The organism is Micromonospora sp. NPDC050397, from assembly GCF_044901685.1.
In the GTDB taxonomy this organism is placed as follows: Bacteria; Actinomycetota; Actinomycetes; order Mycobacteriales; family Micromonosporaceae; genus Micromonospora_G.
The window spans coordinates 209,027-232,764 of the sequence record NZ_JBJDPS010000003.1 but is presented as its reverse complement, the minus strand read 5'-3'; the positions used below and the strand labels follow the sequence as shown (position 1 = coordinate 232,764).

Genomic DNA, 23,738 nt, shown 5'->3' with positions numbered 1-23,738 from the left:
GTCCGGACGGCGCGTGAGAGAGTGTCGGCCATGCAGCGTGCTCGCCGTCTGGCGCCGATCGCCGTGGTTGCCGCGGTCGGCATCATCGCCCTCACCGGTTGCCGTGCCCAGCCCGGTGCCGCCGCCTATGTCGGCGACAAGCAGATCACCGAGAACCAGGTGACCGAGATCATCGACGAGGTCCGGGCGAAGCCCGCCCCGGCGGCTGCGGCCGGCGCGCCCGAGGCGACCCCGCCGACCCGTACCTTCGTGGTCAGCATCCTGGTGCTCGACGACGTCTGCGAGCGCTTCACCAAGGCCGAGAACCTCCAGGCCAAGGAGGAGGCGCAGGTCGCGCAGGTGGCGCAGCAGTTCGGCATCGCGCCGGAGACGCAGCTCGCCCAGCGGACCGCGAAGCTCTACACCTGCCTGTCGGCGGTGCCGACCGGCGAGCCGGTGATGCCCACGCCGGAGGAGCTGCTCGCGCTCGGCAAGGTGGCCAAGTCGGCCGGCGTGATCGAGGCGTCGGTCTCCGACCAGGCCGCCGGGGACCAGCTCAACGGTGAGCAGTTGCAGGCCGCGCTCGGCAACCGCAAGGTGCTCGCGGACGCGGTCGACCGGTTCGACGTCACCGTCAACCCGCGCTACCGGCCGCTGGAGTTCCCGATCCTCTCGTTCCAGGGTGGCCCGGCCGCGGTCAGCGTGCCGCTCGGCGAGCACGACACGGGCACGGTCGTCGACGCCCGCTGAGCGGGACCGGACTGATGACCGCCCGAGTCGTACTGCTGGTCACCTCGCCCCGGCTGCCGGCCGGTCTGCTCACGGCGGCGGCCTGGGACGTGGTGCGTCAGCACCCGGTGCTAACCGGCGCTGAGAGCGAGCTGGCCACGGCCGTACGCGTCGCGGGCGGCACCGTGACCCTGACCGACGAGCCGGTGCGGGACCTGCTCGCCACCGCCGGCACCGACGGCACGGTGGTCTGGCTGGCCGGTCCGACCGGCGACGACCGGATGGCCCGTGAGCTGGGCATGCGGTTGGCCCGGGAGCCCGGTCTGGCCGAGCTGGAGCTGATGTACGGCTCCTGGGACCCGCCCGGTGCCCGGCTGCTCGACGCGGTCGCGGTGATGGACCGGCTGGTCTCGCCCGGTGGTGACCCGTGGAAGCGGGCCCAGACGCACGCCACACTCGCCCAGTTCCTGCTGGAGGAGTGCTACGAGGCGTACGACGCGATCTCGGCCGGTGACCTGGACGCGCTCCGCGAGGAGCTGGGTGACGTGCTGTTGCAGATCGTGCTGCACGCCCGGCTGGCCGAGGAGTTGCCCGAGGACGAGCGCTGGAGCGTCGACGACGTGGCCGGCGGGCTGGTGGAGAAGATGATCCGCCGCAACCCGCACGTCTTCGCGGACACCCCGGTCGGCTCGATCGACGAGATCATCACCAACTGGGAGCAGATCAAGAAGGCGGAGAAGGCCCGCGACTCGGTGCTGGACGGCATCGCACTGGCCCAGCCGGCGCTCTCCCTCGCCGCGAAGATCCTGCAACGGGCCGGACGCGCCGGGCTGGAGGTCCCGCCGCCGGTCCCCACCACCGTGGACGCCGAGGCCCGGCTCGGTGCGCTGCTGCTGGACGTGGTGGTGCAGGCGCGGGCCGACGGGCTGGACGCCGAGGCGGCGCTGCGCCGGGCGGCCCTCGCCTACGCCGACGCGGTACGCGCGGTCGAGACCGCCGCCGGTTCCGCCTCCGACTAGATTCATCTCATGTCGTCTTTCGTCCCACTCGCCGAGCGCATCGTCGACGCGCTGCTGGAGAGCAGTCCCGCATTCGCGTCGTCGGCCGGCGACCACCGCTTCGACGACCGGTTGCCGGACCTCTCCGAGGGCGGGGTCAGCGCCCAGGTGGCGATGCTCCGCGACGCGGCGGGTGCCCTCTCCCAGGTGGACGACGGCTCGTTCGAGCCGGACGAGCAGGTCGACCACGAGATGCTCAGCGCCCTGGTCGACCGGGAGCTGTTCGAGTTGGACGAGCTGCGTACGCACGAGTGGAACCCGCTGCGGCACAACCCGGGCCCGCTGCTGCACGCGCTGATCGCCCGTCCGTACGCCCCGGCCGAGGTGCGGCTGGACAGCCTCGCCGGCCGGCTCGCCGCCGTACCGGACGCGCTCGCCACCGCGCGCGCCGTGCTGCGCGACATGCCCAGGATCCACGCCGAGACCGCGGCCGGGCAGTTCGACGGCACCGCCGCGCTGGTCCGGGACGAGCTGCCCGCCCTGCTCGCCGAGGCGCCGGGGATGCGGGCCACGGTCGAGCCGGTCGCCCGGGACGCGGCCCGCGCGCTCGACGAGTTCGCCGACTGGCTCCGGGCCGGGCTGCGTGACGACACGGGCCCGGGGCGCGACCCACGGCTGGGTCGTCGCCGGTTCGAGGCCCGGCTCTGGCACACCCTGGACACCGAACTCTCCGCCGCGCAGATCTTCGCGCGGGCCGAGGAGAACCTGGAACGGATCACCGACGAGATCCGCGCGGTCGCCGCCGCGTTGGTCGGTGGTCCGGCCACCGACGCGACCGTACGCGAGGCGCTGGACCGACTCGGCGCCGAGCACCCGGAGAACGACTCCATCGTGGATCTGGCCCGGCTCACGCTCACCGAGACGACCGATTTCGTCCGGGCGCACGACCTGGTCAGCCTGGTGGACGACCCCTGTGTGATCCAGGAGATGCCCGAGTTCGCCCGAGGCGTGGCGGTCGCGTACTGCGATCCGCCCGGCCCGTTGGAGACCGCCGACGTACCGACCTTCTACTGCATCGCGCCGACCCCGGGCGACTGGTCGCCGGAGCGGGTGGAGTCCTTCTACCGCGAGTACAACGACCACATGATCAGGAACCTGACCGTGCACGAGGCGATGCCCGGCCACTTCCTGCAACTGGCCCACTCCCGCCGTTACCGGGGCGGCACCCGGGTCCGCGCCCTCGGCCGGTCCGGCCCGTTTGTCGAGGGCTGGGCGGTCTACGCCGAGGAGCTGATGGCCGACGCGGGCTTCGGCGGCCTGCCGATCCGGATGCAGCAGCTCAAGATGCAGCTCCGGATGACCATCAACGCCCTGCTGGACCAGTTGGTGCACTGCGACGAGCTGCCCGAGTCCGAGGGTTTGGCGTTGATGACCGGGCGCGGCTTCCAGGAGGAGGGCGAGGCGGCCGGCAAGTGGCGCCGGGCGCTGCTCACCTCGACCCAGCTCTCGACCTACTTCGTCGGCTACAGCGAGGTCGCCGGGATCGCCGCCGCCCGCCCGGCCGGGCAGTCGGCGAGGCAGTGGCACGACGCGATGCTGGCGCACGGCTCACCACCGCCCCGCCACCTCCGTACGCTGCTCGGCGTCTAGCCGGACCGGGTCGCGGCCGGTCAGCCGACCCGGACCGACTCGATCAGCCAACGGGAGATCGAGTACGTCGGCGGCAGCGCCTCCGGCAGCGCGTCCAGGTCGAACCAGCGGGCCTGGGTCAGCTCCCGGCCGTCGACCACCGGCTCGATCTCCGGGTCGGGGCAGTAGGCGGTGAACCCGGCCAGCACCACGCCCGGTCCGGACATCGCCCACGGCTGGCTGCCGAAGTAGGCCAGCCGGTCGACCCGGAGACCGACCTCCTCGGCCACCTCGCGGCGTACGGCCTGCTCCAGGGTCTCGCCCGCCTCGACGAAGCCGGCGACCAACGCCCAGGTCTCGGTCGGCCCGTACGAGTGCCGGACCAGCAGGAGCTGTTCCGCCGGGCCGGTCGGAGCGGGGCGACGGATGGCGACCAGCACCGCCGGGGAGAGCTGCATCGGCACGTAGAGCTGACAGTTGCCGCAGCGCCGGGCGTGCTCGCCGGGCACGTCGGTCAGCTCGGTCGTGCAGGCGCCGCAGTAACGGTGCGTACGTCGCCAGGTCACCACCTGGAGGGCGCGGCCGGCGAGGGCGGCCAGCGGCTCGCTGAGTCCGGCGGCCAGTTCGCGCCAGCCGCGCCAGTCGCCGAGGGTGTCGTCGGCGGTCTCGTGCGGTGCGGCCCAGACCGCCACCCCGTCCAGCGTGCCGAGCGGAACCAGACCGGTGTCGTCGTCGCCCGGCACCTCGGCGACCCGGTGGAATCCGCCGTCGCCCCGGACCAGCAGCTTGCCGCCGGCCACCACCAGGCAGAGGTCGGTGGGCTCCGCCGGCACGTCGGCCGCCGCGCCGGGCAGGAACACCGGCCCGGCCGGAGGAAGATCGAGGTTCACTGTGCGTACCGCCGTGGCATGATCCGGAGGCGGTCACGGCCCCGGTCGGCGGGGTGGGACCCGGTGGTGGTGCCGGACCGGCCGGCGCTGGCGAGGTGGTCGGCAAGCATGACCATCAGCCTTGTCGATCAGGGCAACCCCCGCAAACCCCGGTCCGCATGATGGGGTGGAGAATCGCCAGATGTACGGCAGATCGTCGCCGTTGAAGGTGGAGGCCGTCCCCGTACGGCGACCACGGCCCGTTACGCTGCCTTCGAACGCTTCCGCCGCACCGTCGCGGCCCGAGAGCATCAGTTGACACTCATCACGAGGAGCGACACAGTGGCCACCATCGAGGGAATCGTCGCCCGAGAGATTCTCGACTCGCGCGGCAACCCGACCATCGAGGTCGAGATCGGGCTGGACGACGGTACGACCGCCCGTGCGGCGGTGCCGTCCGGCGCCTCCACCGGTGCCTTCGAGGCGATCGAGCTGCGCGACGGCGACGCCGACCGGTACCAGGGCAAGGGTGTCGAGACCGCGGTCGCGAACATCGAGGACCGGATCGTCGACCAGCTCGTCGGCTACGAGGCCAGCGAGCAGCGGCTGATCGACCAGAAGATGCTCGACATCGACGGGACCGCCGACAAGTCCGCGCTCGGCGCGAACGCGATCCTGGGTGTCTCGCTGGCGGTGGCGAAGGCTGCGGCGAGCAGCGCCGAGCTGAGCCTCTTCCGTTACCTGGGCGGCCCGAACGCGCACCTGCTGCCGGTGCCGATGATGAACATCCTCAACGGTGGGGCGCACGCCGACTCCAACGTCGACGTGCAGGAATTCATGATCGCCCCGATCGGCGCGCCGACCTTCCGCGAGGCGCTGCGCTCCGGCGCCGAGGTCTACCACGCGCTGAAGTCGGTGCTGAAGAAGAAGGGCCTCTCGACCGGCCTGGGCGACGAGGGCGGCTTCGCGCCGAACCTGCCGACCAACGCCGCCGCCCTGGACCTGATCGCGGAGGCGGTCGAGAAGGCCGGCTACCGGCTCGGCCAGGACATCGTCTTCGCGCTCGACGTCGCCGCGACCGAGTTCTTCTCCGACGGGGTCTACACCTTCGAGCAGACCAAGAAGTCGGCCGACGAGATGGCCGCCTACTACACCAAGCTCGCCGACGAGTACCCGATCGTGTCGATCGAGGACCCGCTCTCCGAGGACGACTGGTCCGGCTGGGCCAGCCTCACCGCCGCGATCGGCGACCGGGTGCAGATCGTCGGCGACGACCTGTTCGTGACCAACCCGCAGCGGATCGCCCGGGGCATCGCCGAGAGCTCGGCGAACGCGGTGCTGGTGAAGGTCAACCAGATCGGCTCGCTGACCGAGACCCTGGACGCGGTCGACCTGGCACACCGGGCCGGCTTCCGCTGCATGATGAGCCACCGTTCGGGCGAGACCGAGGACACCACCATCGCCGACCTGGCGGTGGCGACCGGTTGCGGTCAGATCAAGACCGGTGCCCCGGCCCGCTCCGACCGGGTGGCGAAGTACAACCAGCTCCTCCGGATCGAGGAGGAGCTGGCCGACGCGGCGCGCTACGCCGGGGCCGGCGCGTTCCCGCGTTACCGTTCTGCCTGACATCGCTGAGTAGCCTTCGGGGGAGGGGGTGCGTCAACGGTGACGACTCGTCGCATACCCAGCGGCCAGCGGCCCGCCCGGCGGCCGGGACAACCCGGCCGGGCCGGCAGCCGGATCACCGGTCGGGACCTCGGGTTGCGTGCGGAGCGGAGCACCACCGCGCGTTACACCCGGGGCGCGGACGCCCCCCGTTCGGCCACCCGTCCGGCGGCGGCGCGACGCGCCGCCGCCGGCGGTGCGACCACGCGTACCTCCGCCCCCCAGCCACGGCGGTTCACCGGCCGGGCGACCGCGCTGCTCGCCGTCTTCGTCGCGCTCGCGCTCGCCTACACCTATCCGGTACGCGTCTACCTCGGGCAGCAGGCCGACATCGCCGAGATGGAGGCGGCCCAGGCGGCCCAGCGGGAGCGGATCGGGGACCTGTCGGAGCAGGCGGCGCTCTGGAAGGACCCGGCCTACATCGAGATCCAGGCCAGGGAGCGCTTCTACATGGTCCGGCCCGGCGACAAGCTGGTGGTCGTGCTCGTGGACGCGGAGGGTGCGGCCCGGGACGCCGGGATCGCGCCGAAGGCGGCACCGAAGCCCGCCGAACCCTGGTACGACATGCTCTGGTCCAGTGTCCGGGCCGCCAACGAGGAAGGGCCAGCACGTTGACCGTCGTACCCCCGCAGCGGCCGGCGGCCGGTCTGGTTCCCGCGCCGACCCGGCAACCGGCCACCGAGGACGACCTGGCGGCGGTTGCCGCCCAGCTCGGCCGGGCGCCGCGCGGCACCCGGGCGGTCGCGCACCGCTGCCCCTGCGGGCGGCCGGACGTGGTGGAGACGACGCCCCGGCTCGCCGACGGCACCCCGTTCCCGACCCTGTTCTACCTGACCTGCCCCCGCGCGGTCGGTGCGTGCAGCCGGCTGGAGTCGGCCGGGGTGATGAAGGAGATGGCCGACCGGCTGGTCGACGACCCGGAGCTGGCCGCCCGCTACCGGGCCGCGCACGACGACTATCTCGCCCGCCGCTCGGCGATCGCCGAGGTGCCGGAGATCGACGGGATCTCGGCCGGCGGAATGCCGGGCCGGGTGAAGTGCCTGCACGTGCATCTCGGGCACGCCCTGGCCAGCGGGCCCGGGGTGAACCCGTTCGGTGACGAGACGCTCGAACTGATCGAGCCCTGGTGGCTCGCGGGTCCGTGCGTGGACGCGCCCGAGACCGACTGACCCGCCGCCGCCGGCCGGTCGACCGCCGCCGGACCCGGCTACGCTCTGGTCATGAGCGCGGATCTTGTCATCCGGCGGGCGCGGACCGCCGACGTACGCGGCATCCGCGAGCTGATCGACACGTACAGCCCGGGTGGGCGGTTGCTCAGCAAGGCCACCGTCACCCTCTTCGAGCACGTGCAGGAGTTCTGGGTGGCGGTCCGCCCGGAGGACGGCGCGGTGGTCGGCTGTGGGGCACTGCACGTGATGTGGGAGGACCTGGCCGAGATCCGTACGGTGGCGGTCCATCCCGAGTGCCGGGGAATGAAGATCGGCAACCGGATCGTCTCGGAGTTGCTGGCGGCAGCCCGTGAGCTGGGCGTGACCCGGGTGTTCGTACTGACCTTCGAGACCGGTTTCTTCGGCTCGTTCGGCTTCGTGGAGATCGACGGGGCACCGGTGCCGCAGGCCGTGTACGAGCAGTTGCTGCGCTCGTACGACGAGGGCGTGGCGGAGTTCCTCGGGCTGGAGCGGGTCAAGCCGAACACCCTGGGCAACGTACGGATGCTGCTCCGCCTCTGACGTAGGGTGACTGCCGTGACGACCAGAGTGGCGGCTATCGACTGCGGTACCAACTCCATCCGGCTGCTCGTGGCCGACCTGCCCGACCCGGCGGCGGGCCCGACCGCGTCGCTGGTCGACGTGAGCCGGCGGATGGAGATCGTCCGGCTCGGGCAGGGCGTGGACCGCACCGGTCGGCTCGCCCCGGAGGCGATCGAACGGACCCGGGTGGCGCTCGCCGGTTACGCCGCCGAGATCGCCGATCTGGGTGCGCGGCGGGTGCGGATGTGCGCCACCTCCGCCTCGCGCGACGCCAGCAACGCCGACGAGTTCCGGGCCATGGTGCGCGACACGCTCGGGGTGGCACCCGAGGTGGTCAGCGGCGACGAGGAGGCCCGGCTCTCGTTCACCGGCGCGGTACGCGGCCTCGCCGCCGACGCCCGGTCGCCGTACCTGGTGGTGGACATCGGCGGCGGCTCGACCGAGTTCGTGGTCGGTGACCGGGACGCGGGGGAGCGGGTCCGGGCGGCGATCTCGGTCGACATCGGCTGTGTCCGGATGACCGAGCGGCACCTGCACGCCGACCCGCCGACGTCGGCGCAGGTCGCGGCGGCCGAGGCGGACATCGCCGCCGAGGTGGACCGGGCGCTGGCCGCGGTGCCGGGCCGGGAGGCGGCGACCCTGGTGGGGCTGGCCGGTTCGGTGACCACGGTGGTGGCGATCGCGCTCGGACTCGGGTCCTACCAGCCGGAACGGATCCACCACGCCCGGGTCTCGTACGACGAGGTGGCGAAGGTGACCGCGGACCTGCTGTCCCGCTCGTCGGCCCAGCGGATGGAGTATCCGGTGATGCACCCGGGGCGGGCCGACGTGATCGGCGCCGGTGCCCTGGTGTTGCGGGTGATCATGGAGCGGGCCGGCAAACCCTCGGTGGTCGCCAGCGAACACGACATCCTCGACGGCATCGCCTACAGCCTGATGTCGTAGCGCCGACCAGCCGCCGGGTCGGCCTCGGCCTCGGCCTCGGCCCGACCCCGACCTCGGCCCCGGCCCCGGCCGGCGGCACACTGCCACTTTTCTTGTACATGTTTTTCGATGTGCGTACACGAAAAAACGTGTACGCCCGTTCGTCGATACCACTTCCGGCAGGGTCGCGCGGCAAACCACGCCACTGCTACAACGTTCTTGACGGTACCTCGCAATGCGCACTACTGTCGTTCGTGTGGACACTACCCAGCTCCTCAAAGGCGTACTGGATCTCGCGGTCCTGGCTGTCCTGAAGGAGGAGGACGGCTACGGCTACGACATCATGCGCCGCCTGCGCGGAGCCGGCCTGGACGAGGTCGGGGACGCGTCGGTCTACGGCACCCTGCGCCGGCTGTTCCAGGCCGGTCTGCTCACCACCTACGTGGTGCCGAGCGAGTCGGGGCCGCACCGCAAGTACTACGCCCTCAACGCGGCCGGACGGGACCAGCTCGACCGGTCCGGCAAGGTGTGGCGGGGCTTCGCCTCAACAATGAACACCCTTCTCGGCGAACGGGGGCGCACGGCATGACCGCGCGGGACGACGAGGGCGTGACCCAGCGGAGCGAGGAGAACATGACCCAGCGGGAGATCGCGGACTACGTCGAGCGGGTCGGGCGGGCCCTGGCCGACCTGTCGCCCGCCGACCGGGACGAGTTGCTGGAGGACCTGCCGGAGCACCTGACCGACGTGGCGGCCGAGGGGGCCGGCACGCTGGTGCAGCGGCTCGGCACCCCGGAGGCGTACGCGGCCGAGTTGCGGGCGGCGGCCGGGCTGCCCGCGCCAGACCAGCCGGCCGACCGGGACAAGCGGGTGGCCGCCGCCGTCCACCGGCTCCGTGGCCGGCTCAAGGTGGTCGACGGCCGGGTCGGACCCCTGATCGGGTACGCCAACGCCAGTGAGTTCCTCGGCCTGCTCCGGCCCGGCTGGTGGGTGCTCCGGGGTTACCTGGTGGCGATGGTGGTCACCGTCATGACAACCGGTGGCTCGTTCGGACTGATGCCGCAGGTCGACGGCAGCGACGTCGCCGGTCTGCTCCTGCTCGCGGTCTGTGTGGTCGGCTCGATCTGGCTCGGCCGGCGGGCCGGACAGTTCCGGGGTTGGCGGCGCCACCTGCTGACCCTCGGCACGGTGGCCCTGGTGATCTTCAGCCTGGTCGGGTTTGTCGATGCCGACCAGCGCGGTCGGCATCCCAACTTCTACGAGCCCGCGTACAACGCCGACCCGTACGCCGACGTGCGCGACGTGTACGTCTACGACCAGCAGGGCCGACTGCTCGAAGGGGTGCTCCTGTTCGACCAGGACGGGCGGCCGATCCGGCTCGGCCATCCCGAGTGCGACCGGGGGCAGGGCTTCCGGACCTTCCGCGACGGAATCACGTACCCCGAAGGGATGCCCTTCCCCGGCGAGCCGAAACGTGACCTGTTGCGGGAGCCCTATCCCTACTGCCCGGAGCGAGCGCCGTTCCGCTTCACGCCGGCCACGCCGACCCCGAGCGCGACACCGACCCCTGGTACGACACCGAGTGCCGGTACGACACCGTCCGGAGTCCCGTCGGCTCCGTCCACGGTGGAGCCTACGCGGACGGCGGGGCCGACCGGCTAGTTCGGAACCGGTACGGCAGGCGTGCCAACGGTCGTCGGGCAAGTCGGGCTGAAAGGTGGAGGGAACCGGGCGGCGCGTTGTCGGACGGGGTGGCTACGGTGTCCACCGCACTTGATCATTTAGTGCGGATCGAACCACCCCTTTCGAAAGGAAAGTCCGTGACGGACCAGGCACCCCCGCCACCGGTAACGCCGGCCTCCCAGGAGCCGGTCCCGCCGGTGCCGCCGCCGGTCGATCCCGCCGCGCCAGCGCCCGCAGCCGCACCCGTACCCGTTTCTCCGCCGGCCAAGAAGAGCCCGGTCAAGAAGATCGTCGGCGTGCTGGCGGTCATCGTGGTGGCGGTGGTGGTGAAGGTCGCCGTCGGCACCGTGCTCGGTGGTGTCTTCGGCGGCGAGGACAAGACCGCCGAGGCCAAGGTCGGCGACTGCCTGGCCGCGCTGCCCGAGGTGGCCGAGGGGGAGGAGAAGGAGGCGCCGAACGCGAAGGTCGTCGAATGCACCTCCACCGAGGCCGCCTACAGCGTGGTCGGCCGGATCGACGACCAGACCGAGGCGCAGGCGGCGGCGAGCACCGAGTGCGCGCAGTACGCCGCCGAGGGCGAGGAGTACGCCACCTTCTACACCATCCCGCCGGGCGGCAGCGGTTACGTGCTCTGCCTCAAGCCGACCAAGCCCTGAACGAGGTGATGTGACCGAAGGCCGGACAGGTACGGCGACGTCGTACAGACTCGACTGACGGTGTAGTACGGCACAGGCGACGGGGCGTACGCCCACCGATACAGGAGGCGTACGCCACGCCGTCTTCCCCGTTGACGGTCGGACATGGCAGGCTACCCGCACGCAACCGAGCAGTAACTGTGCGACCAGCCAATGATGACTGACCGACAGGAGGCCGATCGATGGGCGAAAAGGTTACCTACCAGAGCAATGGTGGGACCAGCGAGGGATACCTCGCGTTACCCGCGAGTGGGGCGTCCGGCCCGGCGGTCATCGTCATCCAGGAATGGTGGGGGCTGGTCCCGCACATCACCGCCGTCGCCGACCGGTTCGCCGAGGCCGGCTTTGTCGCCCTCGCCCCCGACCTCTACCGGGGGGCCTCGACCAGCGAGCCGGACCAGGCCCGACGGCTGCTGATGGGGCTGGCGATGGACCAGGCCGCCCGGGACATCGCCGGTGCCGCCGACTACCTCGCCGCGCGGTCGGAGACGACCGGCCAGGTGGGGGCGGTCGGCTTCTGCGCGGGTGGCAGCCTGGCGCTCTGGTCCGCGACCCTGTCACCGAGGATCGTCGCGGCGGTCGGGTTCTACCCGGCGCTGCCCTGGGAACGGATGCGACCGGACTGGTCCGGTTACGCCGGCAAGTCCGCCATCGTGCACTGCTCCGAAGAGGACGGCACCTCGGCCGACGAGGGCGTACAGGCCGCCCAGCGGGCGATCAAGGAGGCCGGCGGCGACTGCACCCTGCACGACTACCCGGGCACCCGGCACGCCTTCTTCAACGACGACCGGCCGGAGGTCTTCGATCGGCAGGCCGCCGCCAGCGCCTGGGCCCGTACGCTCGAATTCTTCCGGGGCCGGCTTGGCTGAGCCCCGTACCGCCGAGCAGGTGCTCGCCCGCGCCTCGCGGGCGGGCGACCTGCCCGACCTCGACGCGGCGGTGACCGGCTGTTTTGCCTGTCCGCGCCTGGTGCAGTGGCGGGAGGAGGTGGCCGCGACCCGTCGGGCCGCGTTCCGGGAGCAGGAGTACTGGGGCCGCCCGGTTCCCGGGTTCGGCGTCGCCGACGCCCCGATCGCCATCCTCGGGCTGGCCCCGGCCGCGCACGGCGGCAACCGCACCGGGCGGATCTTCACCGGTGACCGCTCGGGCGACGTGCTCTTCGCCGCGCTGCACCGGGCCGGCCTGGCGAACCAGCCGACGAGCGTCGCCGCCGACGACGGGCTGACCCTGCGACACACCAGGATCTTCGCCGCGGTGCGCTGCGCGCCGCCGGACAACAAGCCGACCCCGGTCGAGCGGGACACCTGCGCACCCTGGCTGCACCGGGAGGTGGAACTGCTCAGACCCTCGTTGCGCGTCGTGGTCGCCCTGGGTGCCTTCGCCTGGGCGGCGTGGTGGCCGGTGCTCCGCCAGGTGTACGGCGTCCGCCCGCCCAGCCCGCGCCCCGCCTTCGGCCATGGGGCACACTGGTCGGGTGGCGGCGCCCCGCAACTGCTCGGCTGCTACCACGTCAGCCAGCAAAACACCTTCACCGGGCGGTTGACACCAGCGATGCTGGACGAGATATTCACCCGGGCGAAGGCGCTGGCCGGGTTGGAATGAGACACAGGCGACGGTTCGGGGGCGGTAAGCGGGATGGCCGGTTCCGCTCTGCGTAGATGGTGGCCGCTCGCGGCGGTGGCGCTGTTGCTCACCCTGGCGGCGATTTCGACCGCCCACTCGTCGCTGCGGATCAACCGGATCGATCAGACCGAGAAGGTCAGGCCGGCGGAAGACGTCCTGACCCATCCGGTGGCGCCCCCGACCGAACCCCCGCTGGAACTGGCCCCGGCCGACCCGTGGACGGTGCCCGGTTGGCTGGTCGCCGGGGCGATCGGGCTCGCCGCGCTCGCCCTGCTGGCGGCCTCCGTACTGCTGCTGCGCCGGTTGTTCCGGGACCTGGTGCGGCGGCGCCGGGCAAAGATGCCTCCCGGGGCCAGGCCCGCCTCGGCCGCGCAGACCGCCGAGGCGGTGGTGGCCGCCCTCGACGCGGGGCTGGTCGACCTGAGCGATTCCGACACCGATCCGCGCCGGGCGGTGATCGCCTGCTGGGTCCGGCTCGAACAGGCGGCGGCTGCCGCCGGTCTGCCCCGACGGGTCGGCGACACCCCGACCGACCTGGTGACCCGGCTGCTCCGGGACGGCACCGGCGTGGTCAGCGCCGAGGTGCTGGCCGCGTTCGCCCAGGTCTACCGCGAGGCCAGGTACGCCACCCACGACGTGGACGAGCGGATGCGCTCGCAGGCCCGGTCGGCGCTGGAGCGGCTGCGCGCCGAACTGACCAGCGGGGTGGTCTCGTGAGCGAACGCACCGCCAGCATCGACGACCTGCTCGCCACCGGCGGGACGTTCGGTCACGAGGAGCCGGAGGAGCCGAGGGCGCCCCGGCGACGGTTCCGCCTGGGCTGGTGGATCTGGACCGCGCTCACCGCCGCCGGGTTCACCGCCGTCACCGTGGTCGGTCTCCGGATGTTCGGACTCGGGATCTCCGTACCGGCGGCGTTCGCCGGCTGGCTCGCCCTGCTGCTCCTGCGCCGGGCGACCGGCCAGGTGGCGCCTCCCGCCCGGCGTACGCCCCGACCCCTGCACCCGTCCGGCCAGGACGACGGGATGTACAACTTCGAGGCCCTGGACGCGTTGCGCGGCGTGGTCGACCGGTGGGAGAGCAAACTGATCCTCTCCGACGCGCGGGCCCGGTACGCCCAGGGCGTCCACCCGGACCTGACCGAACTGGTCGACGAGCGACTGCGTCAGCGGCACGGGCTGACCCGGGCCGGCGAACCGGACCGGGCCCGCGCGCTCCTCGGCGAGCAGGTCTGGAAGTTCCTGCACGACCCACCGAAGCGGACGCCCGCGCCGCGCGACCTCGCGGCGATCGTCGCCCAATTGGAGAAGCTATGAAGGACGTCGACCAGGTCCAGGCAACGCCGGTCTTCGAGGTGGCCCGACTGGCCCGGGCAGTGCTGGACCAGGTCGGCACGGTGGTGGTGGGCAAGCGGGACGCGCTGGAGTTGGTGCTGGCCGGGATTCTGGCCGGCGGTCACGTACTCCTGGAGGACCTGCCGGGTCTGGGCAAGACGCTGACCGCCCGTTCGTTCGCGCAGGCGCTCGGCCTCGACTTCCGCCGGTTGCAGTTCACCCCGGACCTGCTCCCCGCGGACGTGACCGGCTCGTTCCTGTACGACCAGCGCAGCGCCGACTTCACCTTCCGGGCCGGGCCGGTCTTCACCAATCTGCTGCTCGCCGACGAGATCAACCGGACCCCGCCGAAGACCCAGGCGGCACTGCTGGAGGCGATGCAGGAGAAGCAGGTCTCGGTCGAGGGCGTCACCTACCGCCTCGACCCGCCCTTCCACGTCCTCGCCACCGCCAACCCGATCGAGTACGAGGGGACCTACCCGCTGCCGGAGGCGCAGCTCGACCGGTTCCTGCTGCGGGTCTCCTTCGGCTACCCGGCCCCGGAGGAGGAGTGGGAGGTGCTCCGCCGACGGATGTCCCGCCGCCGGGAGGAGGCCGACCTGACCCCGGTGGTCGACGCCGCCGGGTTGCGGGGGATGCAGGCCGCGCTGGAGGACGTGGTGGTGGAGGACTCGATCGGCCGGTACATCGTCGAGCTGACCGCCGCCACCCGGGACCACGCCTCGGTGCTGGTCGGTGCCTCGCCCCGGGGCTCGCTCGCGCTGCTGCTGCTGGCCCGCGCGAAGGCCGCGCTCGCCGGGCGCGACTACGTCATCCCGGAGGACGTCAAGGAGGTCGCCGCGCCCGCGCTGGCCCACCGGATCACCCTGCGCCCGGAGATGTGGCTGCGCCGGGTCGACCCCGCCTTCGTCGTGCACGAGGTGCTGGACCGGACCCCGGTCCCGGCCAGCGGCGCCCTGCCCAGCTACGCCGGTGGAGCACGCGCGGTATGACCGACCGCCCCGAGGTGCTGCGGCCAGCCGTACCGCACCCGCGCCGAGGCGCGGTGGCCGCGGCGGCGGACGCCGTGGAACCGGTGCCGCAGTGGTGGACCCCCACCCGGGCGCTCGGCCGGGCGGTGCTGCTCACCGGCCTGCTGCTGATGGCCGGGGTGCTGCTCGGCCGGGTCGACCTGGTCGTGCTCGCCGCGCCGTTCGCGCTCGGCACCGCGTGGGCGCTGCGTCGACAGCCGGTCGAGGCGCCCCGGATCCGGGTGGCGGCCGAGGACGGCGCGTTGGTCGAGGGTGGCCCGCTCACCGGGGTGGTGACCGTGGGCAACCCGGACCGGACCGGTTACGACCTGGCCGTGGTCCGGACCAGGGTCTCGCCCTGGTTCAAGATCACGGAGGCCGGGTTCGCCGGTCCGGCCGGCGTGGACCGGCCGCTGGCCCTGCCGCTCTCCCCGGGCGAGGCGGTCGACCTGGAGCTGCGCGGCGACACCCTGCGCTGGGGGCGGCACCCGTTCGGGCCCGCCGGGATCCGCGCGGTCGCCTGCGCCGGGCTGCTGGCCAGCCGGCCGGTACTGGTCGAGCCGCAGCCGGTCAGGGTCTACCCGAAGACCGAGCCGTTCGACGCCGACGAGGCCATGCCACGGGCCGCCGGCCTGGTCGGCGGGCACCGGTCCCGGCGACCGGGCGAGGGCGGCGAGCTGGCCGGCGTACGGATCTTCGGTCCCGGCGACCGCCTGCGCCGGGTCGACTGGCGGGTCTCGCTGCGAGCCCGGCAACTGCACGTCGCCGCCACCCTCTCCGACCGGGACGCCGAGGTGGTGCTCCTGCTCGACGTGCTGGCCGAGGCGGGCCGCTCCGGCGGCGTACGGGGCCCCGCGTCGGTGCTGGACACCACCGTCCGGGCCGCCGCCGCGATCGCCGAGCACTACCTGCACCGGGGCGACCGGGTCTCGCTGCTCGAGTACGGCCCGGCCGCCCGTCGGCTCCGCCCCGCCACCGGTCGGCGGCAGTACCTGATCGCCCTGGAGTGGCTGCTCGACGTCACCGCCGCGAACTCGGCCCACGAGCCGTACGACCAGGTCTTCGGCCCGCAGGTGCTCTCCTCGAACGCGCTCGTGGTGGTGCTCACCCCGCTGGTCGACGAGCGCTCGGCGGCGATGTTGGCCCGGCTGGCCCGCTCCGGCCGGTTCGTGGTGGCGGTGGACACGCTGCCCGACTCGACCCTGCCGCCGAGGCGTAGCCAGTGGTCCGAGGTGGCCCACCGGCTCTGGCGGCTGGACCGGGAAAACACCGTCGGGCAGTTGCGGGAGCACGGCGTACCGGTGGTGCCGTGGGCCGGCGCCGGCAGCCTGGACCTGGTCCTGCGGGACGTCGCCCGCCTCGCCTCCGCCCCGAGGGCGCTCGGCCGATGACGATGCCGATCCCGGCGACCCGAACGTGGGAGGCCCGATGAACGCGATCTCCGAACGGGTCCGTTCCATCTACACCGTGATCACCCGGGCCACCCTGGTCCCGCTGCTGGTCCGCTGTGCGATCTTCCTCAGCGGGCTGGTCGCGTTTGTGCTCGCGTACCCGCTGCCGATCCTGGCCGGTCGCGGGGTGGTGCTGCTGCTGCTCGCGGCGGTCCTGCCGGCGGTCGCGCCGGCACGGGCCTGGCCGACCGTCACCGCCCTGCTCACCGTCGCCGGCTGGGTCGCCCGGACCAGCTACTACGGCGAGTCGATCGAGCTGTGGCGGCTGCTCGGGCTGGCCGCCTTCCTCTACCTGACGCACAGCCTCTGCGCCCTGGCCGCCCAGTTGCCGTACGACGCGGCGGTCGCCCCGGAACTGCTCGCCCGCTGGGTGGTGAACGCGCTGGCGGTGGTGCTCGCGGCGGCGGTGCTGGCCGTGCTGCTGATCGCTCTGAGTGAGCGCTGGGACGAGGGCGGCTTCGTGGTCGCGGCGATCGGCGGCCTCGCGGTCGCCGTGCTGGCCGCCTTCCTGCTGAGCTGGCTGTTACGGCGTCCCCGCCCGGAATGACGCCGGGGCCCTCCCCGCCGGAGTGACGCCGATCCCAGTCGCGGCGGAGTCAGCCAGGTCACGTTGGCGTTCTCGGTCACAACACTCGGTATCTGCCGCCCACAACTTCCCGGCCCGGGGAAAGATAGAAGGGTGAAAAAACGGATCCTCGTAGTTGGCGCTGGGCACGTCGGGTTGTACACGGCCCTGCGTCTGTCGAAGAAGCTCCACTCGTGGGAGGCCGAGGTGATGGTGGTCGACCCCCAGCCGCACATGACCTACCAGCCGTTCCTGCCCGAGGCGTCCGCGGGCAACATCTCCCCACGGCACGCGGTGGTGCCGCTGCGGCGGGCGCTGCGCAACTGCACGATCGTCGCCGGTGAGGTGACCCGGGTCGAGCACGATCGAAAGACGGCGACCGTACAGCCGATCATCGGCCCCGCCCGGGAGATCACGTACGACCACATCGTGGTGGCGCCCGGGTCGGTGTCCCGGACCCTGCCGATCCCCGGCCTGCGCGAGCGGGGGATCGGCTTCAAGACCATCGGCGAGGCCATCTACCTGCGCAACCACGTGCTGGACCGGCTCGACGTGGCGGCGGCCACCACCGACCCGGTCACCCGGCGCAACGCCTTGACCTTCGTCTTCGTCGGTGGCGGCTACGCCGGCATCGAGGCGCTGGCCGAGATGGAGGACATGGCCCGGGACGCGTTGAAGTACTACCCGGAGCTCTCGGCCGAGGACATGCGCTGGGTGCTGGTCGAGGCGACGCTCCGGGTCCTGCCCGAGGTCGACCGGGACATGGGCGCGTACACCGTGCAGCAGTTGCTCAAGCGCAAGATGGACATCCGGCTGGACACCCGGTTGGAATCCTGCGTGGACGGCGTGGTCAAGCTCTCCGACGGGGACAGCTTCCAGGCCGACACGATCGTCTGGACCGCGGGCGTCAAGCCGTCGCCGGTGCTCGACCAGACCGACCTGCCGCGCGAGGAGCGGCGTCGGGTGACCTGCCTGCCCACCCTCCAGGTGGTCGACGGGGACCGGGTGCTGGACGGGGCGTGGAGCGCAGGGGACTGCGCCGCCGTACCGGACCTGACCGGTCCGCCCGGGGCCTTCTGCTCGCCCAGCGCCCAGCACGCGGTCCGTCAGGCCGTACGGATGGCGGACAACATCCGCGCGGTGATCCGGGGTCGGCTGCCGAAGAACTACAAGCACAAGCACGTGGGCAGCGTGGCCAGTCTCGGCCTGCACAAGGGCGTCGCCCAGGTGTACGGCATCAAGCTGACCGGGCTGCCGGCCTGGGCCATGCACCGGGCGTACCACCTGGGGCGGATCCCGTCGCTGAACCGCAAGGTCCGGGTGCTGGTCGACTGGGTGCTCGCCTTCTTCCTGCGCCGCGAGGTGGTCGCGTTGGGGCAACTCCACGACCCCCGCGAAGAGTTCGTCGAGGCCACCCCCCGCATCACCCCCCGCTCCTGACACGCGCAAGGAAGGGCCCCTTGTTATCGCTTTTTGTATAACAAGGGGCCCTTCCTAACGTACGAACGGGCGCTGAGCGGTCAGCGGACCTTCCAGGTCCAGGCGTCGGCGACCCGGGTGCCGGGGCCGAGCAGGTCCTCCAGCGTGGTGCGCAGGCTCTCCGGATGGGGCGCGTCGCCGGTCACCGCCACGCAGGAGGCGTCCCAGAACGCCAGGTCGGCACGGGCCTGCTGGCGCTGCTCCGCGGTGACCGGGGGCACCACCCCGGTCTTCGCCACCTCCGCCAACAGGGCGGAGGTGGGCTGCTTGTACGTGCCCATCGAGGCCTTGCCACGAGCCGCGTACGGCCCAATGAAGAAGCCCTCCGGCAGGCCGAACTCGTTGTTCGCGGCCGCCGCCCAGCGCATCGCCCACGGCTCCTTCGGCGTGGGCAGTGGCACCGGCACCAGCACCCCGCCCGGGGCGACGCAGTCGCGCCAGTGCCCGCCGCTGATGAACGTCGGCAGCGGCGGTCGGGCGGCGGTCGGCAGCGGCGTCGGGAAGATCGGCAGCAGGGCGACGACGGCCAGCGCCGGCACCAGGATCCGGGTCAGCCGGGCGCCGTCGGCGCGCAGTGCCCGGTCGACGGCGAGCACCACCACCGTCGCGACCAGCGGGATCAGCGCCAGCGCGAAGCGCATCGGCAGGGCGCCGTCGACCACGGGTACGCCGAGCAGCAGCGAGTACGGTCCGGGCACGCTGGTCCGGGTACCGTTGATCACCAGGTCGGGGCCGAGGGAGAGCGCCGCCATCAGCAGCCCGCTCGCGGTGACCGCGATGACCAGCGGACGGTGTGCCGGGCGCCGGAGCAGCCAGACCACGGCGGCGACGCTGGCCAGCAGCAGGGGCCAGCCGAGGAAGGTGTTGTACTCGGCCGGGCCGGTGCTGAGCCGGGCGGATTCGTCGCTGCCGGCGAGCGAGAGCGGGGAGATCGCCCCCCAACTCGCCAGGTCGGCCGAGAAGTAGTACGGGCTGAACATGCCGTTCGGCACGCTCTGCGGTCCGGCGAACTGGAACCAGAGCGGGTAGGCGAGCATCAGCCCGGCCAGCCCGACCGCGATCGCCAGCCCGCCGGCAAATCCGCGTAGCGCCCGCCGGAGCAAACTCGGGTCGGCGAGGGCGTACGCCACGGTCATGATGATCAACGTGAGCGCGGTCAGGAAGAGCACCTCCTCACCGACGAAGACCTGCACGGTCACCGCCGCCGCCAGCCCCACCCCCGACGTCACGATCCGGCGCCGGTCCACCCTCGGCCGGTCGGCGCCCGTACCCCGGTCGGCGGTTGTGCCCGGGTCGGCGCCGGTGTCCGGATCGGTGGCCTTGCCGGTATCCGTGTCCGGGCCGGTGGCCTTGCCCGCATCCGTGCCCGGATCGGTGGCCGTGCCGGCATCCGTCTTCGGGACGGCGACCGCGACCCTGCCCGGGTCGGCGGCCCGGAGCAGCCGTACGACCAGCCAGACGATCACCGGGACCAGCCAGAGCGCGGTCATGTGCAGGTGGCTGTTGGTCTGCGAGATCATCCCGGGGGCGAAGCCGCAGAAGCCACCGCCGATCGCGGCGGCCAGCCTCCGGGCGCCGAGCACCCGGTGGAAGAGGAGGTACCAGGCGATCGCGGTGACCCCCAGGTTGCCGGCGACCAGCAGCGCGAACGTCGTCGCCACCCCGAACGCGAGGGTGACCGGGGCGAAGAGCAGACCCGGCGCGATGACCGTGGTGTTGGCCATCAGGTTCACCCCGTCCGGCACGTTCAGCCGATCGGTGAGCAGCCCGAAGTCACCCAGCAGGGCACGCGCGTCGGTGGCCAGGAACCACTCGTAGAGCACCTGGTCCTCGGGGTTCAACGAGAGCGTACGGGCACCCGGGTCCGGCCACAGGCCGTGCGTCAGCCAGCCGGCCAACAGCAGGAAGAGGAGGCCGATCCCCAGATCGGGCGCGTACGGCCGGGCGGTTTCGAGCCACCGGGCCGGCCGGGATCTGGGTACGCCGGAGATGCTGTCCGCTGTGTCCTCGCTAAGTCTGGTGTCCTGCGCTGCGGGGGCTGGGCTGGTCACGGCCTTGACCCTAATGCCGATCGGCCGGCGGGGTGCGCCCGGTGGGCGGTAACCCGCTACCGTGACAGGCACGAGGGTGCGGGCATTCTCGTACGCCGCTCGCCCGGGTGGTGGAAAGGCAGACACGGCCGCCTTAAAAGCGGCTGCCGCAAGGCATGCGGGTTCGACCCCCGCCCCGGGCACCAGCATTTGCCATACCATCTGGGCATCTGAATCCTACAAAGTTGGCTAAGACCCACTACCCTTGAGCGCGACACGGTCTCACCGTGTATCGACCCCCTGAGGGAGGCCTGAAAGTGAAGACTTCCAACCCGGTGCTGGCCCGGCTCGGCCAGGCGGCCGAGCGCGAGCGGGCCGCCGGGTACGCCCCGGCCGGCCCCTACGGGCAGCCCGGCTACGGGCAGCCGTACCCGACCACGGCGGGAGCCTACCCGGCCGCACCCCCCACGGTGCAGCCCATGTCCATCGACGACGTCGTCGTCAAGACCGTCACCCTGCTCGGCATCACGGGCGCCTCCGCCACCGCCGCGTGGCTGCTGGTGCCGGACGCCCTGCTCGGCCTGGCCTGGATCGGCGCACTGGTGGTCGGGCTGGTGCTCGGCCTCGTGATCAGCTTCTCGCGGATGGCCAACCCGGCGCTCGTGATCGTCTACGCCGTCGTCGAGGGCGTGCTCGTCGGTGCGGTGAGCAAGGCGTTCGAGTCGCTCTACAACGGCATCGTGCTCCAGGCGGTGGTCGCCACGTTCGGGGTCTTCTTCCTGATGGCGATCCTCTACCGGGCGAAGGCGATCAGGGCCACGCCGAAGTTCGTACGTGGCGTCGTCGCGGCGATGGTCGGCCTGTTCGCGGTGATCCTGATCAACCTCGTGCTCTCGCTCTTCGGCTTCGACACCGGCCTGCGCAGCGGTGGACCGCTCGCGATCGGGTTCAGCCTCATCTGCATCGTGGTCGCCTCGCTCAGCTTCATCCTGAGCTTCCACGAGGTCGAGGAGGGCGTACGCATGGGTCTGCCCCAGCGTTACTCCTGGACCGCCGCCTTCGGCATCCTGGTCAGCCTCATCTGGCTCTACTTCGAGGTGCTGCGCCTGCTCAGCTACTTCCAGGGCGACGACTGACCCCACCGCGTCGCTCCACCAGACCGACCGGCCGGACGCCCGCCCCAGCACCACGGGGCGGGCGTCCGCCGTTCCCACCCCTCACCACCCTCACCACCCACCACCCACCACCACCCCCGGGGGGGGCGTTGATCATGAAATTGTCGCGCCCCTCCGACCCTGTGGGGCGCGGGAATCTCATGATCAACGGGGTGAAGGGTGGGGCGTGGGCGGGGGACCAGGGGAGTTAGGGTCGGGGCATGGGTGGGGACGAGTTGCGGCAATCGGTCGATCTTTTGGTTGGTCAGGTGGCGCACTGGGCAGCGCCCCGGTGGGCCGCTTCGGCCACCGTCGGCAACGTCTCCCGGGCCGATCTGCTGCACCGGCTGATCCAGGAGATCGCCAATCTGGCCGCCGACGCCGAGGGCGAACCACGGCGTACGGTGCCCCGGCTCGACAACGATCTTGCCCTGCCGGATCAGCTTCGGGTGGTCACGGTGGACCTGCTCACCGCCGGCCCGCCTCCCTCGGTGCTGGCCGAGACCGCGACCGAGGTGACCGCCACCCGCCGCGCCCTCTGAGTCGCGCTTGCCCGAGCCGCACGACCTCGGGGCGCGCTTGCCCGAGCCGCACGACCTCGGGGCGCGCTCGCCTGAGCCGCACGACCTCGGGCGTGCTCGGCAGGGGTCGCACCGATTGTGAGTCGCCTTCGCCCGAACCGCACCGGGTCGGGTCAGGTCAGGTCGGGCAGCTCAACCGCCAGCAGTCTGTGCTTCAGCCGCCGAGAGGCGGGGTGTGTTCAGCCGAGCCGTTCCAGGACCAGGGCCATGCCCTGGCCGCCGCCGACGCACATGGTCTCCAGCCCGACGCTCTTGTCGTGCCAGCGGAGTGAATTGATCAGGGTGCCGGTGATCCGGGCGCCGGTCATGCCGAACGGGTGGCCGACCGCGATCGCGCCGCCCATCACGTTCAGCTTCTCGATCGGGATGTCCAACTCCCGGTACGACGGGATCACCTGGGCGGCGAACGCCTCGTTGATCTCGACCAGGTCGACGTCGTCGATGGTCATGCCGGCCCGGCGCAGCGCCTGCCGCGACGCCTCCACCGGCCCGAGCCCCATGATCTCCGGGGAGAGACCGGTGACCCCGGTGGAGACGATCCGGGCCAGCGGGGTGATGCCGAGGTCGCGGGCGCGCTGCTCGCTCATCACCACGACGGCCGCCGCGCCGTCGTTCAGCGGGCAGCAGTTGCCGGCGGTGATCCGGCCGTCGGGGCGGAAGACCGGCTTGAGCCCGGCCACCCCCTCCGTCGTCACCCCGGGGCGGGGGCCGTCGTCGGCGCTGACCACCTCGCCCGAGGGCAGGGTCACCGGGGTGATCTCGCGGGCCCAGAAGCCGGCCGCGATCGCCCGCTCGGCGAGGTTCTGGCTGCGTACGCCGAACTCGTCCATGTCGGCGCGGGTGACGCCGTACACCTGGGCCAGATTTTCGGCGGTCTGCCCCATGGTCAGGTAGATGTCCGGCAGTTCGCCCTCGTCCCTGGGGTCGGTCCAGCGCTCGGCACCGGCCTGGGCGCGATCCACCGACCGGGCCTGTGCCTTGGCGAAGCGCGGGTTCTGCCAACCACCGCCGACCAGGGCCTGTGCCTCGGACGGCAGGCCGTCGGAGCTGCCCCGGCTGAAGCGGGAGACGCACTCCACCCCGGCCGAGACGAACACCTCACCCTCACCGGCCGCGATGGCGTGGAAGGCCATCCGGGTGGTCTGTAGCGACGAGGCGCAGTAGCGGGTGACGGTGGCGGCCGGCAGGGTGTCGAGGCCGAGCAGGGTGGCCACCACCCGGCCCATGTTGAAGCCCTGCTCTCCGCCGGGCAGACCGCAGCCGAGGTAGAGGTCGTCGATCTGCTTCGGGTCGAGTTCCGGTACCTGGTCGAGCGCGGCCGCGACGATGGTGGCGGCGAGGTCGTCCGGGCGCAGGTCGCGCAGCGAGCCCTTGCCGGCGCGGCCGATCGGGGAGCGGGCGGTGGCGACGATGACAGCGGTGCGGGACGGATCGGTCGACATGGTTTCAACTTAACCGGCGAGTAACTTATTGCGGAAGCCGTCACCGCTGTGACGAATCCCGGAAGCCGCCGCCACGGCGCCGGGTCCGTCCAGTGCCGCCGCCACGGCGCCGGACCGTTCGGTGCCGCTGGAGACCGGACCGTTGAA

24 protein-coding genes and 1 tRNA gene are annotated in these 23,738 nt (G+C 72.2%); 22 read left to right on the top strand and 3 right to left on the bottom strand.

The features are described from left to right. Nucleotides 1–30 precede the first annotated feature (30 nt). The 3 genes from ACI2K4_RS12020 to ACI2K4_RS12010 are packed head-to-tail and all read left to right on the top strand — an operon-like array spanning nucleotide 31 to nucleotide 3,356. Complete coding sequence (locus tag ACI2K4_RS12020; protein WP_404510515.1) at nucleotides 31–729, top strand: hypothetical protein; 699 nt, start codon at nucleotides 31–33, stop codon at nucleotides 727–729. 14 nt (nucleotides 730–743) lie between these two features. Further along, on the top strand, nucleotides 744–1,727 hold the full coding sequence (locus ACI2K4_RS12015) for a nucleoside triphosphate pyrophosphohydrolase (RefSeq protein ID WP_404510514.1): 984 nt from the start codon (nucleotides 744–746) through the stop codon (nucleotides 1,725–1,727). Nucleotides 1,728–1,736: 9 nt separating this feature from the next. Beyond that, nucleotides 1,737–3,356, top strand: a complete 1,620-nt coding sequence (locus tag ACI2K4_RS12010; RefSeq protein WP_404510513.1) for a DUF885 domain-containing protein — start codon at nucleotides 1,737–1,739, stop codon at nucleotides 3,354–3,356. 20 nt (nucleotides 3,357–3,376) lie between these two features. Here the strand turns inward: ACI2K4_RS12010 and nudC are convergent, their stop codons facing one another. Beyond that, nucleotides 3,377–4,225, bottom strand: coding sequence for an NAD(+) diphosphatase (nudC, locus tag ACI2K4_RS12005; protein WP_404510512.1), 849 nt, complete (start codon nucleotides 4,223–4,225; stop codon nucleotides 3,377–3,379). A 321-nt stretch (nucleotides 4,226–4,546) separates the two neighbouring features. Between nudC and eno the strand changes: the two genes are divergently transcribed. From eno to ACI2K4_RS11925, 16 genes are all read left to right on the top strand, one after another. Continuing rightward, nucleotides 4,547–5,830, top strand: coding sequence for a phosphopyruvate hydratase (eno, locus tag ACI2K4_RS12000; RefSeq protein WP_404510511.1), 1,284 nt, complete (start codon nucleotides 4,547–4,549; stop codon nucleotides 5,828–5,830). Nucleotides 5,831–5,869: 39 nt separating this feature from the next. Further along, entirely contained in the window at nucleotides 5,870–6,484 is a 615-nt protein-coding gene (locus tag ACI2K4_RS11995) for a septum formation initiator family protein (protein ID WP_404510510.1), read from the top strand. After that, nucleotides 6,481–7,038 carry a DUF501 domain-containing protein gene (locus ACI2K4_RS11990; RefSeq protein WP_404510509.1) on the top strand — a complete coding sequence of 186 codons (558 nt, stop codon included), beginning with the start codon at nucleotides 6,481–6,483 and terminating at the stop codon, nucleotides 7,036–7,038. Before ACI2K4_RS11995 ends, ACI2K4_RS11990 begins: the two co-directional genes overlap by 4 nt. A 51-nt stretch (nucleotides 7,039–7,089) precedes the next feature. Next, on the top strand, nucleotides 7,090–7,599 hold the full coding sequence (locus ACI2K4_RS11985) for an amino-acid N-acetyltransferase (RefSeq protein ID WP_404510508.1): 510 nt from the start codon (nucleotides 7,090–7,092) through the stop codon (nucleotides 7,597–7,599). A gap of 27 nt (nucleotides 7,600–7,626) precedes the next feature. Continuing rightward, the gene (locus ACI2K4_RS11980; RefSeq protein WP_404511759.1) at nucleotides 7,627–8,565 is read left to right on the top strand and encodes an exopolyphosphatase; all 939 of its coding nucleotides are present in this window, start codon (nucleotides 7,627–7,629) and stop codon (nucleotides 8,563–8,565) included. 235 nt (nucleotides 8,566–8,800) lie between these two features. After that, nucleotides 8,801–9,133, top strand: coding sequence for a PadR family transcriptional regulator (locus ACI2K4_RS11975; RefSeq protein WP_404510507.1), 333 nt, complete (start codon nucleotides 8,801–8,803; stop codon nucleotides 9,131–9,133). Further along, nucleotides 9,130–10,206: an HAAS signaling domain-containing protein gene (locus ACI2K4_RS11970; RefSeq protein WP_404510506.1), complete on the top strand. Its 1,077-nt coding sequence runs from the start codon at nucleotides 9,130–9,132 to the stop codon at nucleotides 10,204–10,206. The genes ACI2K4_RS11975 and ACI2K4_RS11970 overlap by 4 nt, the downstream gene beginning before the upstream one ends. Nucleotides 10,207–10,364: 158 nt before the next feature. Then, the gene (locus ACI2K4_RS11965) at nucleotides 10,365–10,883 is read left to right on the top strand and encodes a hypothetical protein (RefSeq protein WP_404510505.1); all 519 of its coding nucleotides are present in this window, start codon (nucleotides 10,365–10,367) and stop codon (nucleotides 10,881–10,883) included. A 221-nt stretch (nucleotides 10,884–11,104) separates the two neighbouring features. Beyond that, the gene (locus ACI2K4_RS11960; RefSeq protein WP_404510504.1) at nucleotides 11,105–11,791 is read left to right on the top strand and encodes a dienelactone hydrolase family protein; all 687 of its coding nucleotides are present in this window, start codon (nucleotides 11,105–11,107) and stop codon (nucleotides 11,789–11,791) included. A 19-nt stretch (nucleotides 11,792–11,810) separates the two neighbouring features. After that, nucleotides 11,811–12,524, top strand: coding sequence for a uracil-DNA glycosylase (locus ACI2K4_RS11955; protein WP_404511757.1), 714 nt, complete (start codon nucleotides 11,811–11,813; stop codon nucleotides 12,522–12,524). 33 nt (nucleotides 12,525–12,557) lie between these two features. Beyond that, complete coding sequence (locus tag ACI2K4_RS11950) at nucleotides 12,558–13,262, top strand: DUF4129 domain-containing protein (protein ID WP_404510503.1); 705 nt, start codon at nucleotides 12,558–12,560, stop codon at nucleotides 13,260–13,262. Then, nucleotides 13,259–13,861 carry a hypothetical protein gene (locus ACI2K4_RS11945; protein ID WP_404510502.1) on the top strand — a complete coding sequence of 201 codons (603 nt, stop codon included), beginning with the start codon at nucleotides 13,259–13,261 and terminating at the stop codon, nucleotides 13,859–13,861. Before ACI2K4_RS11950 ends, ACI2K4_RS11945 begins: the two co-directional genes overlap by 4 nt. After that, nucleotides 13,858–14,871 carry an AAA family ATPase gene (locus ACI2K4_RS11940; RefSeq protein ID WP_404510501.1) on the top strand — a complete coding sequence of 338 codons (1,014 nt, stop codon included), beginning with the start codon at nucleotides 13,858–13,860 and terminating at the stop codon, nucleotides 14,869–14,871. Before ACI2K4_RS11945 ends, ACI2K4_RS11940 begins: the two co-directional genes overlap by 4 nt. Then, nucleotides 14,868–16,280, top strand: a complete 1,413-nt coding sequence (locus tag ACI2K4_RS11935) for a DUF58 domain-containing protein (RefSeq protein WP_404510500.1) — start codon at nucleotides 14,868–14,870, stop codon at nucleotides 16,278–16,280. Before ACI2K4_RS11940 ends, ACI2K4_RS11935 begins: the two co-directional genes overlap by 4 nt. 37 nt (nucleotides 16,281–16,317) lie before the next feature. Then, entirely contained in the window at nucleotides 16,318–16,887 is a 570-nt protein-coding gene (locus ACI2K4_RS11930) for a hypothetical protein (RefSeq protein ID WP_404510499.1), read from the top strand. A 132-nt stretch (nucleotides 16,888–17,019) separates the two neighbouring features. Further along, the gene (locus tag ACI2K4_RS11925) at nucleotides 17,020–18,345 is read left to right on the top strand and encodes an NAD(P)/FAD-dependent oxidoreductase (protein ID WP_404510498.1); all 1,326 of its coding nucleotides are present in this window, start codon (nucleotides 17,020–17,022) and stop codon (nucleotides 18,343–18,345) included. A gap of 80 nt (nucleotides 18,346–18,425) precedes the next feature. Here the strand turns inward: ACI2K4_RS11925 and ACI2K4_RS11920 are convergent, their stop codons facing one another. Continuing rightward, complete coding sequence (locus ACI2K4_RS11920; RefSeq protein WP_404510497.1) at nucleotides 18,426–20,435, bottom strand: hypothetical protein; 2,010 nt, start codon at nucleotides 20,433–20,435, stop codon at nucleotides 18,426–18,428. A gap of 101 nt (nucleotides 20,436–20,536) precedes the next feature. Between ACI2K4_RS11920 and ACI2K4_RS11915 the strand changes: the two genes are divergently transcribed. From ACI2K4_RS11915 to ACI2K4_RS11905, 3 genes are all read left to right on the top strand, one after another. Continuing rightward, a tRNA-Leu gene (locus ACI2K4_RS11915) sits at nucleotides 20,537–20,620 on the top strand. Nucleotides 20,621–20,731: 111 nt separating this feature from the next. After that, on the top strand, nucleotides 20,732–21,550 hold the full coding sequence (locus ACI2K4_RS11910) for a Bax inhibitor-1/YccA family protein (protein ID WP_404510496.1): 819 nt from the start codon (nucleotides 20,732–20,734) through the stop codon (nucleotides 21,548–21,550). A 239-nt stretch (nucleotides 21,551–21,789) separates the two neighbouring features. Further along, nucleotides 21,790–22,110, top strand: a complete 321-nt coding sequence (locus ACI2K4_RS11905; protein ID WP_404510495.1) for a hypothetical protein — start codon at nucleotides 21,790–21,792, stop codon at nucleotides 22,108–22,110. A gap of 218 nt (nucleotides 22,111–22,328) precedes the next feature. On the opposite strand, the gene ACI2K4_RS11900 is transcribed toward ACI2K4_RS11905, so the two are convergent. Further along, nucleotides 22,329–23,591, bottom strand: coding sequence for an acetyl-CoA C-acetyltransferase (locus ACI2K4_RS11900; RefSeq protein ID WP_404510494.1), 1,263 nt, complete (start codon nucleotides 23,589–23,591; stop codon nucleotides 22,329–22,331). Nucleotides 23,592–23,738 lie beyond the last annotated feature (147 nt).

Bases quoted from the DNA above. Each gene is read 5' to 3' on its own strand.
- ACI2K4_RS12015 (WP_404510514.1), top strand. From the start codon at position 744: ATGACCGCCCGAGTCGTACTGCTGGTCACCTCGCCCCGGCTGCCGGCC.
- ACI2K4_RS11960 (WP_404510504.1), top strand. From the start codon at position 11,105: ATGGGCGAAAAGGTTACCTACCAGAGCAATGGTGGGACCAGCGAGGGA.
- ACI2K4_RS11970 (WP_404510506.1), top strand. From the start codon at position 9,130: ATGACCGCGCGGGACGACGAGGGCGTGACCCAGCGGAGCGAGGAGAAC.
- ACI2K4_RS11930 (WP_404510499.1), top strand. From the start codon at position 16,318: ATGAACGCGATCTCCGAACGGGTCCGTTCCATCTACACCGTGATCACC.
- ACI2K4_RS11940 (WP_404510501.1), top strand. From the start codon at position 13,858: ATGAAGGACGTCGACCAGGTCCAGGCAACGCCGGTCTTCGAGGTGGCC.
- ACI2K4_RS11900 (WP_404510494.1), bottom strand. From the start codon at position 23,591: ATGTCGACCGATCCGTCCCGCACCGCTGTCATCGTCGCCACCGCCCGC.
- ACI2K4_RS12020 (WP_404510515.1), top strand. From the start codon at position 31: ATGCAGCGTGCTCGCCGTCTGGCGCCGATCGCCGTGGTTGCCGCGGTC.
- ACI2K4_RS11935 (WP_404510500.1), top strand. From the start codon at position 14,868: ATGACCGACCGCCCCGAGGTGCTGCGGCCAGCCGTACCGCACCCGCGC.
- ACI2K4_RS11950 (WP_404510503.1), top strand. From the start codon at position 12,558: ATGGCCGGTTCCGCTCTGCGTAGATGGTGGCCGCTCGCGGCGGTGGCG.
- ACI2K4_RS12010 (WP_404510513.1), top strand. From the start codon at position 1,737: ATGTCGTCTTTCGTCCCACTCGCCGAGCGCATCGTCGACGCGCTGCTG.
- ACI2K4_RS11905 (WP_404510495.1), top strand. From the start codon at position 21,790: ATGGGTGGGGACGAGTTGCGGCAATCGGTCGATCTTTTGGTTGGTCAG.
- ACI2K4_RS11985 (WP_404510508.1), top strand. From the start codon at position 7,090: ATGAGCGCGGATCTTGTCATCCGGCGGGCGCGGACCGCCGACGTACGC.